Source organism: Lentzea sp. NPDC004789 (genome assembly GCF_053601075.1).
In genome coordinates, this window is sequence record NZ_JBSGBE010000017.1 from 93987 (window position 1) to 108108 (window position 14122).

Sequence of the window (14122 nt, forward strand, 5' to 3'; positions counted from 1 at the left end):
CTCACCGCAGGAGGTAGGGCATGTTGATGGTCACGGCGCCCGTTGGGCAGCGAGCTGCACAAGGACCGCAGTACCAGCATTCGTCGACGTGCATGTAGGCCTTGCCGGACTCCGGGTTGATGGCCAGCGAGTCGAGCGGGCACATGTCAACGCACAGCCGACAGCCGTCAATGCACTTGGATTCATCGATGGTCACCGGTACGTCGGCACGGTTGTTGACCAGAGCCATGACTCAACTCCAGGTGAATGTGTTGGGAAATGTTCAGCGACAGATTTCGGCGCGCATGGTGAGGCGATCGCCGCGCATGCGGATGAACTCCAGATCGACCGGCCGCCCGGTCGCGAAATGACTCAGCCGTTCCACGACCATCAGCGCCGCCCCGCGCGGCACCTCCAGCACGGTCGCGGAGTGCAGGTCGGCGTTGACCGCTTCGAGCGCCACCGACGCCGTCCCGAGCCGCTGCCCGGACGTCTGCTCGATCAACGAGAAGATGTCGCGGTGGACGAGGTCCTGGTCCAGCAGCGGTTCGCCGACGTCCAGCGCGAGATAGGTGAGGTCCAGCGACAACGGCAGCCCGTTCAGCCGCCGCAACCGCTCGACGTAGACCACCGAGGAGTCGGACGGGAGCTGCAACCGTTGCGCGACAACGGAAGGCGCCCGGATCACGGTCGCCGCCCGCACGTCGTTGGTGATCTGCCCGTGTTCGTGCAGGGTTTCCGCGAGGCCCATCAACTGGTTCAGCCCGTGTTCGACCTTGTCCGCCACGACCACCGTGCCGACGCCGGGCACGCGGTCGATGAGGCCTTCTTCGCGCAGCAGTTCCAACGCCTCGCGAATGCTGTTGCGCGACACGGAGAACTCGGCGGCGAGAAAGCGTTCGTCGGGCAGCACGCCGTTGGGAAAGGCACGGCGCACCACCTGCTGACGGATTACGTCGGCGGCCTGCCGCGCCCGGTCGGCGCGCAACCGCCGCTCGGATCGCGGGCTGCTGCTCATGGCCCACAGCATGGACGGAGAAAGAGGATCAGTTTGTTACGGGCGTGTTACGCCACCTGGTCAGCGCGCCAAGCAGGGAAAAGACCGCAGCTACGCCAGTCCATCAGGTGGAACGGCGCTGAACGGCCCCAATACCTCGGCATACGAGGTATATCACGAAGCTCACCGCCGTGACGAGAGCGGAAACCGGAAGCCCTGGTTGCAGCGACAGAAGAATGCCGCCGACCGCCGCCGTCTCCGCGAAAACGACGGAAAGAAGGGTCGCGCGCAAAGGTGAGGCGGTGATGCGCATGGCGGCCGCGGCCGGCGTGATCATCAACGCCAGCACCAGCAGCGCGCCGACGACCTGCACGCTCAGCGCGGTCGCGACACCGACCAGCACCGCGAACACGATGGACAGCGAGCGCACCGGAACGCCGCGCGAGATCGCCACGTCCGGATCGACCGAGGCGAAGAACAGCGGCCGGTAGATGAACGCGAGCACGGCCAGCACCGCGATCGCCGACACCACCAGCAGCTTCAGGTCCGTCGAGTCGACGCCGACGATCTGCCCGGTCAGCAGCCCGAACTTGTTCTTCGAACGTCCTTTGTAGAGCGACAGCATGAGGATGCCCATGCCGAGCCCGAACGCCAGGATCGCGCCGATCACCGAGTCGCGGTCGCTCTCCCGCCGCGACAGCACGCCGAGGAGCACGGCGGCGATGATCGACCCTGCCAGCGCGCCGTAGCCGACGCCGATGCCGAGCAGCAGGGCCGCCGCGCCACCGGTGAACGCGAGCTCGCTCGTGCCGTGCACCGCGAACGCCATCTTGCGGGTGACGATGAACGGGCCGAGCACGCCGGCGACGAGACCGAGCACCGCGGCCGCGATCAACGCGGTCTGCACGAAGTCGATCTCCAGCAGGTCGAAGATCGTCACGACGCGGCCTCCGCCGTGAGGTGGTGGGTCTGCTCCTCGCAGGCGCCCGCGCCGACGACGAGGATCTGGTCGCGCACGCGCACCACCTCGACCGGCGTCCGGTACAGCTCGGACAGGGTGCGGGAGTTCATGACCTCTTCCGGCGTGCCGACGCGGAACCTGCCGCCCACCAGGTACAGCACCCGGTCCACCAGCGGCAGCACCGGGTTGAGCTCGTGCGTCACGAACAGCACGGCGGTGCCGGCCTCCCGCCGCCGCTTGTCGATCAGCTCGCTGACCACCCGCTGGTTCGCGAGGTCCAGCGACAGCAGCGGTTCGTCGCAGAGCATCACCGCCGGGTCGCCGACGAGCGCCTGCGCGACGCGCAACCGCTGCTGCTCGCCACCGGACAGCAGGCCGATCGGCTCGTCCGCGTACCGCGTGGCGCCGACGGCCTCGATGGCCGCGTCGACCCGGATCCTGCGCTCCCGGCGGTGGCGCAGGCCGAGGCCCCAGCGGTAGCCGTCGAGGCCGAGACCGACGAGGTCGCGGCCGCGCAACGTCATCGACTGGTCGAGCGCTCGCTGCTGCGGGATGTAGCCGACGGCCTCCTTGCCACCGGCGACCGTCACCGTGCCCGACGACAGCGGCTGCAACCCGAGCAGCACCCTCATCAGGCTGGTCTTGCCCGACCCGTTCGGACCGAGGACCGCGAGGAACTCACCGGGCTCGACGTCGAGGTCGAGCCCGTCCCACAGCACTCGGTCGGCGTAGGACAGCCGGGCACCGCGCAGCGAGATCGCGGTCATGCCTTCAGCGCCTGCGAAAGCGCGTTCACCTGCTTGCTCATCCAGTCAAGGTAGCCGGTCGCACCTTCGGGCAGGGTCTCGGTGACCGCGACGACCGGCACGCCCGCCGTCTTGGCCTTCTCGACGAGCTGCTTGGTGACCTGGTTCTCGGTCTGGGTGTTGTCGACCAGCACGTTGGCCTGCTTGCCCTCGACCAGCTGGTTGATCGACGCCAGTGCGGCGGCCGGCACGTCCGACTCCTCCTCGACGGCCTTGCTGAACGCCTCGGGGGTCACGTCCTCGGCACCGGTCGAGTCGAGCAGGTAGTGGGCGATCGGCTCGGTGGCGACGACCTTCTTGCCCTTGCCGATGCCGTCGACCTTCTTCTCCAGCTCCTCCAGCTTGGCGGTGAACTGCTGGGTGTTGCTCTCGAAGGCCGTCTTCTTGTCCGGCTTGACGGCGCCCAGCTCGTTCGCGGCCGCCTCGGCCACCGCGCGCACGGTCTCGAAGTCGTACCAGACGTGCTCGTTGTCGTCCTTGTCGTGCTTGCGCAGCGGGAACGCCTCGATCTTCTTCTGGGCGTCGCCGGTGATCAGCTTGGCGAAGAAGTCGTCGTAGCCGCCGCCGTTGAACACGACCAGCTTGGCGTCCTTGACCAGCGCGGCGTCCGCGGGCTTGCTCTCGTACGAGTGCGGGTCCGCGCTCGGGTCGTCCAGCAGCGCCTTGACGTCGACCTCGTCACCACCGACCGCCTTGAGCACGCTGCCCCAGACGTTGGTGGACGCGACGATCTTGATCTTGCCGCCGTCCGCCGAGGGCGTGCTCGTCGTACCGCAGGCAGCAAGGCTCACGACCGCAAGTGCGCCCACCAGGAGGTTGCGGAGAGTCATCACACGTACCTCGATCAGGTAATGGAAACCGTTGTCGAGTTCAGTTTAGAACACGAAAAAGCCCCCGGCGGTCACGCCGGGGGCTTTCAGGTGTGACTCACGCCTCCAGGCGCTCGCCCGACTCGGGGTGGAACAGGTGAATCTCGCTGTGGTCGCGGACGGCGACCTTGACGTGCTGGCCCAGGGTCGGCGGCGTGCGGCCGTCGACGCGGACCACGAAGCGCTGCGACGAGTCGCCGATCTTCACGGCACCGTGCACGAGCGCGTCGGCACCGAGCTCCTCGACCAGCTCGACGACCATCTCCATGCCCTCTTCACCCGACGGCACGATGCCGAGCGCCTCCGGGCGGATGCCGAAGGTGACCTCGTCCAGGCCACCGGCCGCGTCCAGCGCGGCACGGGACAGCGGCACGATGATGCCGTCGAGCTTCGCGCCCTCGGACGTGATCGGCACGGTCTTGAGGTTCATGGCCGGCGAACCGATGAACCCGGCGACGAACGCGTTGGCCGGGCGGTCGTACAGCGCGCGAGGCGTGTCGCACTGCTGCAGCAGACCGTCCTTGAGCACCGCCACGCGGTGACCCATCGTCATGGCCTCGACCTGGTCGTGCGTGACGTAGATCGTCGTGGTGCCGAGCCGCTGCTGCAGCGCCGCGATGTTCGCGCGGGTCTCGACGCGCAGCTTCGCGTCCAGGTTGGACAGCGGCTCGTCCATGAGGAACACGCTGGGCTCACGCACGATGGCGCGCCCCATGGCGACACGCTGCCGCTGACCACCGGACAGCGCCTTCGGCTTGCGGTCCAGGTACTTGGTCAGGTCGAGCATCTTGGCGGCCTCGTCGACCTTGGCCTTGATCTCGGTCTTGTTGACACCGCGCAGCTTGAGCGCGAAACCCATGTTCTCCGCGACCGTCATGTGCGGGTAGAGCGCGTACGACTGGAACACCATGGCGATGTCCCGGCCCTTCGGCGGCACGTTCGTGACGTCCTTGCCACCGATGTGGATGGCGCCCTCGTCGACGTCCTCGAGGCCCGCGAGCATGCGCAGCGCGGTCGACTTGCCGGAACCGGACGGACCGACCAGCACCAGGAACTCGCCGTCGCTCACCTCGAGAGAGAGCTCGTCGACGGCACGGACCGGCGGGTTGCCGGAGAAGACCCGCGACGCCTTGACGTAGGACACCTCAGCCATGTGACGCACCTTTCACCCTTGTCTGGGCGCGACGTTAGGCATTGCAAGCGCTTACGGGAACAGACGTAAGCGCTTACGTTTCAGAAGGCCTCCGCGTTGCGGGCCGCCCAGTCGGCGAACCGGGTGGCCGCGCGTCCCGTCACCTGCTCCACACGGCCGCTGACCTGCTGCTCCTCCGGCGTCGGCGAACCGAGAATGGTCAGCGTCCCGTCCACCACGGGCGGCGGCATGAACTGCAGCATCTGCTCGCGAGCCTCCTCAACGGACAGCTCGACGAACGGCAGCGAAAGCACCTCCGCCCGTTGCCGCGGGGTCATCGCCTCCGGGCCGGTCAACACGTACGTCCGCCCCTCGTGACCTCCCTGCAGCGCCACCGCCGCCACGGCGGCGATGTCCGCGGGATCGACGAACGGCAGCGCCACGTCCGCGAACGGCGCCGCGGCCACCCCGCCGGCCCACGCGTAGGCGTTGGTGAAGAACCCGCTCGGCCGCAGGATCGTCCACTCCAGACTCGACTGCCGCACGGCCTCCTCGAACGACGCCAGCCGCGAGTGCGGAATCATGCCCGGCCGCGTCCCGGCGCCCTGCGACGACAGCAGCACGACCCGCCGCACCCCACCGGCCTTGGCCACGTCCAGCAGGGCGGCGATGTCCGTGTCCGGTCCGAGCAGATCACCGCCGAACAGCAGGAACAACGCCTCAGCGCCGTCCAGCACCGGTTCCAGCGAAGCGGGACGCGTCAGGTCCACCTCCGGCCGCGACACCCCACGAGCCTTGTCCCCCAACAACTCCATCAGCGGGCGTCCCACGTTGCCGGTAGCCCCGGTCACCACGATCACGAGCTTCTCCTCAGTCGTTGCTTCGGTATCCCGAGGAAAGCTAACATCGTGAAGTTAGTAGGTACCTAGAGGAAAGTGACTATCCATGGAGCCGGAGCTGGCCTGCCCGATCGCCCCGGTCGTCGACCTGGTCTTCAGCCGCTGGACGACACCGATCCTCTGGACGCTGAACGAATACGGCCGCCAACGGTTCGTGGAGCTGGAACGCAGGATCGGCACCATCACGCCGAAAGTGCTCACGCAACGGTTGCGGCAACTGGAGAGAGACGGCCTGATCACCAGGACCTACCACCCGGAGGTTCCTCCACGGGTGGAGTACGAGATCAGCGAGCTGGGGCGCAGCCTCGCGCCGATCTTCCACAACCTCGCCGAGTGGTCGAAGCGCAACCTGGCCGAGGTGGACCGGGCCAGGCTGCGCTACGACGGGAACTAGCCCTTCACGGCACCGGACGACAGCCCGGTCACCAGGAATCGCTGCACCAGGTAGAACACGATCACGGCGGGGATGGCGACCAGGATGGACGCCGCCGCGAGGTGACCCCACTCGGTCCGGTTCTGCTGCACGAACACCTGCAGGCCGACCGCGAGCGTCTTCGAGTCGTCCGCCGCCGACAGGAACGCGGACGCGAACGCCACCTCGCCCCACGCCGTCAGGAACGCGTAGAACGACGTGACCGCCAGGCCCGGCTTGGCCAGCGGCATGACCAGCCGCCAGAACACGCCGAACGGCGACAGCCCGTCCACGCGGCCGGCTTCGTCGATGTCCGTCGGGATCGTGTCGAAGTAGCCCTTGAGCATGTAGGTGCAGAACGGCACCGCGGTCGTGCAGTACACGAGCACGAGGCCGATCGACGTTCCCTGCAGCCCCAACGCGATGAGGATGTTGTACAGCGGCACGATCAGCACCGCGAACGGGAACATCTGCACGACGAGGAACGACATCAGCAGCGATCGCTTGCCGGGGAACCGGAAGCGCGACGCCGCGTAGCCCGTCGTCGCGGACAGGAACACCGCGATGACCGTCGTCAGCAGCGCGATCAGCACCGAGTTGCCGAACCAGGTCAGGAACGCGCCCTTCTCGCCGCCCAGGATCCGCGTGTAGTTGTCCAAAGAGGACTCGTTGAACAGCTTCGGCGTGGTCTCCACCGCGCGGGCGTCCGGCTTGAAGGACGTGACGAGCACCCAGAAGACCGGGAACACCGCGATCACGGACGCGACGATCAACGCCGCGTGCAGGCCGACCGAGGCCAGGACCGAGCGGTCGCTGCGCTTCAGACGCTTGTCCGAAGCGCGCACCACCTGCAATGAGGAAGCGTCGAGCGTCATCACCACACCTCGCCTTGCTTGCGCAGCGCACGGCGGTAGACCGTGGCGAAGACCAACAACACGGAGAGGATGAGCACGCCGTAGGTCGACGCGACCGCGTAGTCACGTGAGGCGCCGGAGAAGAAGCGCTCGAACGCGTACGTGACGAGGATGCGGGTGTTCGGGTTCGGACCGGCGATCAGGTAGATCACCGGGAACATGTTGAACGTCCAGATGATGCCCAGCAGGACCACCGTCGACGACACCGAGCGCAGGCCCGGCAGCGTCACGTGGCGGAACCGCTGCCACGGCGTGGCGCCGTCCATCTCGGCGGCCTCGTACAGGTCACCGGGGATCGACTGCAGGCCGCCGAGCAGCGCGACCATCATGAACGGCACGCCCAGCCAGACGTTGACGACGATCACCGCGAACAGCGCCCAGTCGGACTGTCCCAGCCACACCGGGTCGGGCAGGCCTGCCGCGCGCAGCAGCTGGTTGATGATGCCGTACTGCGCGTTGAACATGTACTTCCACGCGAACGCGCTGATGAACGCGGGCACCGCCCACGGCAGGATCAGCAGGACGCGGTAGAGCGTGCGGCCCTTGACCTCGCGGTTGAGCAGCAGCGCCAGCCCGAGGCCGATCGTGTAGTGGAAGAACACGCACCCGAAGGTCCAGATCAGCGTCCGGACCAGCGTGCTCCAGAAAGCTCCGTACGAGGAGTCGCCGGACAGCACGTTCAGGTAGTTCTTGAAACCAACGCCCACGTACGTCGCCGGCCGGTCGAGCACCGGGTTCGCGATGTTGGCCTCGTTGATGTTGGTGAAGGTGAAGAACACGCCCTGGGCGAGCGGGTAGAGCACCAACACTGCGATGACCACCACGACCGGCAGGACCATCGCGTACGCGTACCAGTGCCGTTCCAAGAACCGGCGCACCGATCTCTCCCCTCCGACTAAGGGGTGGCCGGAGGCCCGGCCACCCCGGTCAGGAATCAGCCGATCGAGTACTCGGGAACGACGGTGTCCTTGTAGGCCTTGGCGACCTCGTCGAGCGCCGCCTTGGCCTCCTTCTTGCCGGCGAGGACGTCGGCGTAGGCGATCTTCAGCGGGTCGAACAGCTGGCCGCCCTCCGGGATCCACGGACGGGCGTGCGCGGCCTTGGCGACCGGCTCGAACGCGGACACGACGGCGTTGGCCTTCACGTCGGCGTTGGAGTACGCGGACTTGCGGGTCGGCAGCAGGCCGAGCTCCTTCGCGACCTGGGCCTGCGACTCGGCCGAGCTCATGCACTGGATGAACTTGACCGACGACTGCTTGGCCTTGGTGCCCTGGCGGATCACGTAGTCGTGGCCGCCGACGGGGGCGCTGCCCTTGCCCGCGCTGTCACCGGGAACCGGCGCGATGCCGAGGTTCGCCTTGTCGGTGAACGCGGTGCCCTTGAGGTAGTCGGCGACGGCCCACGGACCGTTGATGACCATCGCGGCGTCACCGGACGAGAACGCGGCCTGCATGTTCGCGTAGGAGTTCGTCGGGTCGAGCGCGGTCGTCGCGGCCTTGGCGTCGAGCAGGCCCTTGGCGGTCTGCAGCGCCTTCACGTTCTGGTCCGAGTTGACCACGATCTTCTTCGCGCCCGCGTCGACCAGGTCGCCGCCCGCGCCGTAGATGAACGGCAGCGCGTAGTAGGCGTCGTTGTTGAGGAAGAACGACTTCTCGCCGCCCAGCTTGGCGGCCGCGGCCTTGACCTCGTCCCACGTCTTCGGCGGCTCGACGCCGGCGTCGGCGAGCTTCTTCTTGTTGTAGAGCAGCGCGAGCGAGTCGGTGACCTGCGGGACGCCGTACGACTTGCCCTCGTACTTCGTCGAGCCCAGCGGGACCTCGAGGAAGTCGCTCGTGTCCTTGGCGAGGTCGGTGTCGCTCAGGTCGGCGACGAGGCCGTTCTTCGCGAGCTGCGCGACCCAGGCGACCTCGGAGCGGAAGACGTCCGGGCCCTGACCGCCCTGCGCGGCGGTCTTGTAGTTGTTGAGCGCCTGGTCGAACGCGACGGTCTCGGTCTTGACCTTGTAACCGCCCTTCGAGGCGCAGTCGTTCGCGATCTTGGTGAACACGGGGCTCTCGTTGGGGCCGCTGGTGTCCCAGAAGGTCACTTCGCCCGAGTCGGATCCGCTGCTGCTCGATCCACCGCCACCACAGGCGGTGAGCACGAGGGCGACACCCGTCGCCATGGCGGTCACGAGGGTTGTCCGTCGCATCGTTGCTGCCGTTCCCTCCAGCTGGGCCTCATCTCCCAGCGAGATGAGGGTGTTGCAAGGTTTTGCGAGAATGTTGCGGGCGATTTCACTACCCGAACCATGGTCAGGTCAAGATGTCGACCGTAACCAAGCCGTAACGACACCGTCTTGCAAACGCGCGTTGCAAAATTTTTCTAAGCGCGGCAAGCTTGCGCCGAACCGAGGTGACCAGGGAGGCAACGTGTCCGGACTGTCCGAGATCGCCAGGGCAGCCGGGGTGTCCATCTCGACCGTCAGCCGTGTGCTCAACAGGCGCGCAGGTGTGAACGAGGAGACTCGGCAGCGGGTGCTGTCGGTGCTCGCGGAGATGCCCTACACCCCGCGCGGCCTCGGTGCGCTGCAACGCACCGGCGTGATCGGCCTGCTCGTGCCGGAGCTCTCGAACCCGGTGTTCCCCGCGTTCGCCGAGGCGCTGGAGACGCGGGCCGCCCGCCTCGGCTACTCATCGCTGCTGTGCAACACCCGCAGCGGCGCGCCGATGGGCGAGGAGGAGTACGTGCGGATGCTCCTGGCCCGCGGGGTCGAGGGCATGGTGTTCGTGTCACCGGAGATCACCAACGTCGAGGTGCCGCTCGGTCAGGCGCCGCAGCCGAGCTACTACGCGAAGCTCCTCGCGGACGGCGTCCACATGGTCTTCCTGAACGGTGCCACGCCCGCGCTGGACGTGCCCGACGTGACGGTGGACGAGCAGCTCGCGGGCTACACGGCCACCAAGCACCTGATCGAACTGGGGCACGCGCGGATCGGGTTCGTCTCGGGTCCGGCGCGCTCTCTGCCCTCACGGTTGAAGCGCGCCGGCTGGGCCGCGGCTCTTGAGGAGAACCACCTGCCGGCGGGCTCGGAGTACGTCGCGCACGGGCCGTTCAGCGCGGAGGGTGGTGGCGTGGCGGTGGGACAGCTGCTCGACACGGTCCGGCCGACCGCGGTGATCTGCTCGTCCGACCACATGGCGTTGGGCGTCATGCGCGAGGCACACCAACGAGGGATTTCCGTGCCGGACGAACTGTCCGTCGTGGGATTCGACGACATTCCTCTGGCCGCCTATTCATCACCCGCTCTGACGACGCTGGCGCAGCCGATCGACGAGATGGCGGCGGCGGCGATCGACGAGCTCGTGCTGCGCCTGGACCCGGATCGCCGCAGGCAGGGCACCGACAACTACACGCGCGTGTTCCGGCCGCGGCTGGTCGTGCGGGAGTCGACGGCCCCGCCCAAGTGAGACTCCAGGTGGTCTGGACCATATTCTGAACAAGGCAGATGGGTCAACCAGCGGTGATGCGTCATTTGAGGGACACAGGTCACCCTCGCTTCACGAATTGGTTCTGAACCGTTACGGTCCTTTCATGGCGCGGTCGATGCATGTGCGACGTCCGGCGACGCTGGCCTCTCTGGCCGCTGAGCTGGGCGTTTCCCGGACAACGGTGTCCAACGCGTACAACCGGCCCGACCAGCTCTCGCCCGAGCTGCGTCGGCGGGTGTTGGACACGGCCCGAAGGCTGGGTTATCCCGGCCCGGATCCTGTGGCGCGCTCGTTGCGCACGCGCAAGGCCGGTGCGGTGGGCCTGTTGCTCACCGAGAACCTCTCCTACGCGTTCCGCGACCCGGCCGCGATCGGCTTCCTGGAGGGCCTCGCGCTGGCGTGCGAGGACGCCGGAACGGGCTTGCTGCTCGTCCCGGCCAACCCCGAACGGGAGGACGTCGCGTCCGTCCACCGCGCCGGCGTCGACGGCTTCGTCGTCTACTCCGTGCCGGACGACGACCCGCACCTCGCCGCGGTGCTGGAGCGCCCCGTCCCCACGGTCGTCTGCGACCAGCCCGACCTCGGCACCGTCGACCGGGTCGGCATCGACGACCGCGGCGCGATGTACGAGCTCGCCAAGCACCTGATCTCGTTGGGGCACCGGCGGATCGGCGTCGTGTGCATGCGCCTCGCGCGCGACCGCAACGACGGTTTCGTGACCCCTGAACGCCAGCACGCCGCGCACTTCCACGTGCAGCGCAACCGCCTGTCCGGCCTGGCCGAGGCGTTCAGCGAGGCCGGCGTCGACTGGTCCCAGGTCCCGGTGGTCGAGCGCTTCGACCACAACATGGCCTCCGGCGCGTCCGGTGCCGCCCAGGTCCTCGACCGCGACCCGCAGGTCACCGCGTTGATCTGCACCTCGGACGTGCTGGCGCTCGGCGCGCTCACCGAGGCCGCCCGGCGCGGTCTGCGCGTGCCGCACGACATCACCGTGACCGGGTTCGACGGCATCCGCGCCGGCGAGGAGGCCGGGCTCACCACGGTGCGCCAGCCGGTGCTGGAGAAGGGCCGCGCGGCGGGCAAGCTGCTGCTCGACACGAACGAGCGGTCGCGGCCGCGGTCGGTCAACCTCGCGACCGAGCTGATCATCGGCAAGACGTCGGGGGCGCCGCGCGGTGGTGCCGAGGAGCGCTGGTTCGGGCCGTGAGGCTCAGTACTCCAGCCTGAAGACCACGGGTGAGCTGGCCTTTCCGGCCAGCTTCGCCACCAGCAGGTAGTCACCGGGCCCGACGCGGGTGTGCGCACCGCACCCCGGCTGCGAGGTCGAGCCCGCCCACTTCGTGCCGTAGTTGAAGACCTCCTTCGGCTGCATGACCCGCACCTCGGACCCCGCCGTCGCCAGGCAGTGGTTGCTCGACCACAGCTGCGTCGCGCCGTCCGCGGTCAGCACGACCAGCTCGCGGTGCTGGCGGCCGATGTCCTTGATGCACGGCACCGGGCCGTTGTTCGCCACGTCCATCGACAGTTCCGGCTGGTCACCGATGGTGTAAAAGGGCTTGTTCGTCTTCGCCACGACCCCGATCACGTCGTCCGCGCACGGCTGCGGCGGTCCGGGAGGCGGGGGCGGCGGCGCGGGCGACGTCGAGGACGGCGGCGGTGGCGGCGTCGTCGAGGAGGACGACGCGGCCGGCGACTCGGACAGGCTCGGCGGCGGGTCCGAGGACGACGCCGCGGCCGCGTTGGTGGGCAGTGCGGGCTGCTCGTCGGACGAGAACAGGCCGACGATCCAGATCAGGAGCAGGAGTGTGACGAGCGCGGCACCGATCGCGGCGATGCGGCGGCGCCAGTACACCGCGGGCGGCAACGGTCCTGTGGGCTCGATCACGGCCCGAACGTAGCCGGACCAGGTGGAATCCAGTGGTAGGCGAGCATCGCTCGATCGGTTGAACGTGACATTGACCGGAAACCCCTTGTGAACGGGTGCTAACACCGGTTCCAATCGATGCCGCGAGGTCCGCCGGTAGGCCATGGAGGGTGTCATGACCGCGATCGACGAACTGCTCAAGCGGAACTACGAGCTCGGGAACGTGGTTCCCGGAGACCGTTCGTCCCCCAAGCCGTCTCTGCAGGTGGCGATTCTGACCTGCATGGACTCGCGCATCCGGGTGTTCGAGATCTTCGGGTTGAAGCAGGGTGAGGCGCACGTGCTGCGCAACGCGGGCGGGGTCGTCACCGACGACATGATCCGCTCGCTGGCGCTGAGCCAGCGCAAGCTCGGCACCCGTGAGGTGCTGCTCGTGCACCACACGAACTGCGGCCTCGAGATGGTGACCGAGGACGACTTCAAGGACGAGCTGGAGGCCGACACCGGCCTGCGCCCGACCTGGGCCGTCGAGGCGTTCAAGGTGGTCGAGCAGAGCGTGCGCGGGTCGATGGCCCGGCTGCGCCGCAGCCCGTTCATCCCGCACACGGACAAGATCCGCGGCTTCGTCTACGACGTGCACACCGGCGAACTCCGCGAGGTCGACGCCGTGGACACCGCCGCCGCCTGAGCTTTCCGCACGCGGGGACCTTTCGTACTGCACGAGAGTACGAAAGGTCCCCGCGTGCGTTTGCGAGAATGGCGCGCGATGAATCACGAGTTGCTGCTGGGCTGGTGGGACACCGCCGCCCGCGACCTGCCGTGGCGCCGTCCCGACTGCACCGCCTGGGGTGTGCTGGTCAGCGAGATCATGCTGCAGCAGACGCCGGTGGCCCGCGTCGAACCGATCTGGCACGAGTGGCTCGCGAAGTGGCCGGTGCCGTCGGCGATGGCGGCGGCGTCGCAGGGTGAAGTGCTGCGGATGTGGGGCAAGCTCGGCTACCCGAGGCGCGCGCTGCGGTTGCACGAGGCCGCCACGGCCATCGCTCGCGATCACGACGACGTGGTGCCATCGGACGTGGAGACGCTGGAGTCGTTGCCGGGCATCGGCAGCTACACGGCCCGTGCGGTGGCCACGTTCGCGTACGGGCAGAAGTGCGCTGTCGTCGACACGAACGTCCGGCGCGTCGTCGCACGCGCGGTGCACGGTGCGGGCGATGCGGGTCCGCCGTCGACCAAGCGCGATCTCCGTGACGTCGAGGCGATCCTGCCCGAGAGCCAGGAGGACGCGGCGGTGTTCTCCGCGGCGTTGATGGAGCTCGGCGCGTTGATCTGCACGGCCAAGAACCAGAAGTGTGCCGACTGCCCGTTGTACGACGTGTGTGCGTGGCAGCTCGCCGGACGACCTGCCTATGCAGGGCCGGAGAAGAAGGTCCAGAAGTTCGCCGGTACCGACCGGCAGGTGCGCGGCAAGCTGCTGGACGTGCTGCGCGGCGCACCGGGTCCGGTGCCCAAGGCGCAGCTCGACATCGTCTGGCACGACGTGACGCAGCGGGAGAAGTGCCTTGCCTCCTTGTTGACCGATGGACTTGTTGAACAATCCCACGACGGCCTCTTCCACCTGCCGGGCGAGGGGATCGTTGAACAATCCGACGACGGCCTCTCCCACCTGCCCGGCGAGAGGATCGTTGAACAATCCGACGACGAGCTCTTTCACCTGCCCGGCGAGAGGATCGTTGAACAATCCCACGACGGCCTCTTCCCCGTGCCCAGCGCGGGGATTGTTGAACGATCCGACGAGGGGACAAGCTGATGCACGCCC

General features: G+C 67.9%; 15 protein-coding genes and 1 pseudogene. 5 read left to right on the plus strand and 11 right to left on the minus strand.

Features of this window, described 5'->3' with window-relative positions:
• Position 1 precedes the first annotated feature (1 nt).
• From ACWEIJ_RS32625 to ACWEIJ_RS32655, 7 genes are all read right to left on the minus strand, one after another.
• The gene (locus ACWEIJ_RS32625) at positions 2 to 229 is read right to left on the minus strand and encodes a 4Fe-4S dicluster domain-containing protein (RefSeq protein WP_449841086.1); all 228 of its coding nucleotides are present in this window, start codon (positions 227 to 229) and stop codon (positions 2 to 4) included.
• Positions 230 to 262: 33 nt separating this feature from the next.
• Complete coding sequence (locus ACWEIJ_RS32630) at positions 263 to 997, minus strand: GntR family transcriptional regulator (RefSeq protein ID WP_449841087.1); 735 nt, start codon at positions 995 to 997, stop codon at positions 263 to 265.
• A 103-nt stretch (positions 998 to 1100) separates the two neighbouring features.
• The gene (locus ACWEIJ_RS32635) at positions 1101 to 1916 is read right to left on the minus strand and encodes a metal ABC transporter permease (protein ID WP_449841088.1); all 816 of its coding nucleotides are present in this window, start codon (positions 1914 to 1916) and stop codon (positions 1101 to 1103) included.
• On the minus strand, positions 1913 to 2704 hold the full coding sequence (locus ACWEIJ_RS32640; RefSeq protein WP_449841089.1) for a metal ABC transporter ATP-binding protein: 792 nt from the start codon (positions 2702 to 2704) through the stop codon (positions 1913 to 1915). Before ACWEIJ_RS32640 ends, ACWEIJ_RS32635 begins: the two co-directional genes overlap by 4 nt.
• Positions 2701 to 3573, minus strand: a complete 873-nt coding sequence (locus ACWEIJ_RS32645; RefSeq protein ID WP_449841090.1) for a metal ABC transporter solute-binding protein, Zn/Mn family — start codon at positions 3571 to 3573, stop codon at positions 2701 to 2703. The genes ACWEIJ_RS32640 and ACWEIJ_RS32645 overlap by 4 nt, the downstream gene beginning before the upstream one ends.
• Positions 3574 to 3670: 97 nt before the next feature.
• Complete coding sequence (locus tag ACWEIJ_RS32650) at positions 3671 to 4765, minus strand: ABC transporter ATP-binding protein (protein WP_449841091.1); 1095 nt, start codon at positions 4763 to 4765, stop codon at positions 3671 to 3673.
• An 80-nt stretch (positions 4766 to 4845) separates the two neighbouring features.
• Positions 4846 to 5604 (minus strand): SDR family oxidoreductase, encoded by a 759-nt coding sequence (locus ACWEIJ_RS32655; protein WP_449841092.1) that lies wholly within the window; start codon positions 5602 to 5604, stop codon positions 4846 to 4848.
• An 85-nt stretch (positions 5605 to 5689) separates the two neighbouring features.
• On the opposite strand from ACWEIJ_RS32655, the gene ACWEIJ_RS32660 reads away from it, so the two are divergent.
• Entirely contained in the window at positions 5690 to 6037 is a 348-nt protein-coding gene (locus tag ACWEIJ_RS32660; protein ID WP_449841093.1) for a winged helix-turn-helix transcriptional regulator, read from the plus strand.
• Here ACWEIJ_RS32660 and ACWEIJ_RS32665 read toward each other — a convergent pair.
• The 3 genes from ACWEIJ_RS32665 to ACWEIJ_RS32675 all read right to left on the minus strand — a co-directional run bounded on the left by ACWEIJ_RS32665 (position 6034) and on the right by ACWEIJ_RS32675 (position 9160).
• Entirely contained in the window at positions 6034 to 6930 is an 897-nt protein-coding gene (locus ACWEIJ_RS32665; protein WP_449841094.1) for a sugar ABC transporter permease, read from the minus strand. The two genes, ACWEIJ_RS32660 and ACWEIJ_RS32665, sit on opposite strands and share 4 nt — an antisense overlap.
• The gene (locus ACWEIJ_RS32670; RefSeq protein ID WP_449841200.1) at positions 6930 to 7808 is read right to left on the minus strand and encodes a carbohydrate ABC transporter permease; all 879 of its coding nucleotides are present in this window, start codon (positions 7806 to 7808) and stop codon (positions 6930 to 6932) included. Before ACWEIJ_RS32670 ends, ACWEIJ_RS32665 begins: the two co-directional genes overlap by 1 nt.
• 95 nt (positions 7809 to 7903) lie before the next feature.
• Positions 7904 to 9160, minus strand: coding sequence for an extracellular solute-binding protein (locus ACWEIJ_RS32675; RefSeq protein WP_449841095.1), 1257 nt, complete (start codon positions 9158 to 9160; stop codon positions 7904 to 7906).
• Between the two features lie 220 nt (positions 9161 to 9380).
• On the opposite strand from ACWEIJ_RS32675, the gene ACWEIJ_RS32680 reads away from it, so the two are divergent.
• Together ACWEIJ_RS32680 and ACWEIJ_RS32685 are read left to right on the plus strand one after the other, a co-directional pair.
• Positions 9381 to 10418: a LacI family DNA-binding transcriptional regulator gene (locus ACWEIJ_RS32680; protein WP_449841096.1), complete on the plus strand. Its 1038-nt coding sequence runs from the start codon at positions 9381 to 9383 to the stop codon at positions 10416 to 10418.
• Between the two features lie 124 nt (positions 10419 to 10542).
• Positions 10543 to 11646 carry a LacI family DNA-binding transcriptional regulator gene (locus ACWEIJ_RS32685; RefSeq protein WP_449841097.1) on the plus strand — a complete coding sequence of 368 codons (1104 nt, stop codon included), beginning with the start codon at positions 10543 to 10545 and terminating at the stop codon, positions 11644 to 11646.
• A 3-nt stretch (positions 11647 to 11649) separates the two neighbouring features.
• On the opposite strand, the gene ACWEIJ_RS32690 is transcribed toward ACWEIJ_RS32685, so the two are convergent.
• On the minus strand, positions 11650 to 12324 hold the full coding sequence (locus ACWEIJ_RS32690; RefSeq protein WP_449841098.1) for a hypothetical protein: 675 nt from the start codon (positions 12322 to 12324) through the stop codon (positions 11650 to 11652).
• Between the two features lie 154 nt (positions 12325 to 12478).
• Between ACWEIJ_RS32690 and ACWEIJ_RS32695 the strand changes: the two genes are divergently transcribed.
• On the plus strand, positions 12479 to 12991 hold the full coding sequence (locus ACWEIJ_RS32695) for a beta-class carbonic anhydrase (protein WP_449841099.1): 513 nt from the start codon (positions 12479 to 12481) through the stop codon (positions 12989 to 12991).
• Between the two features lie 78 nt (positions 12992 to 13069).
• Positions 13070 to 13933: pseudogene (locus ACWEIJ_RS32700) on the plus strand (A/G-specific adenine glycosylase); the annotation flags it as partial.
• Positions 13934 to 14122 lie beyond the last annotated feature (189 nt).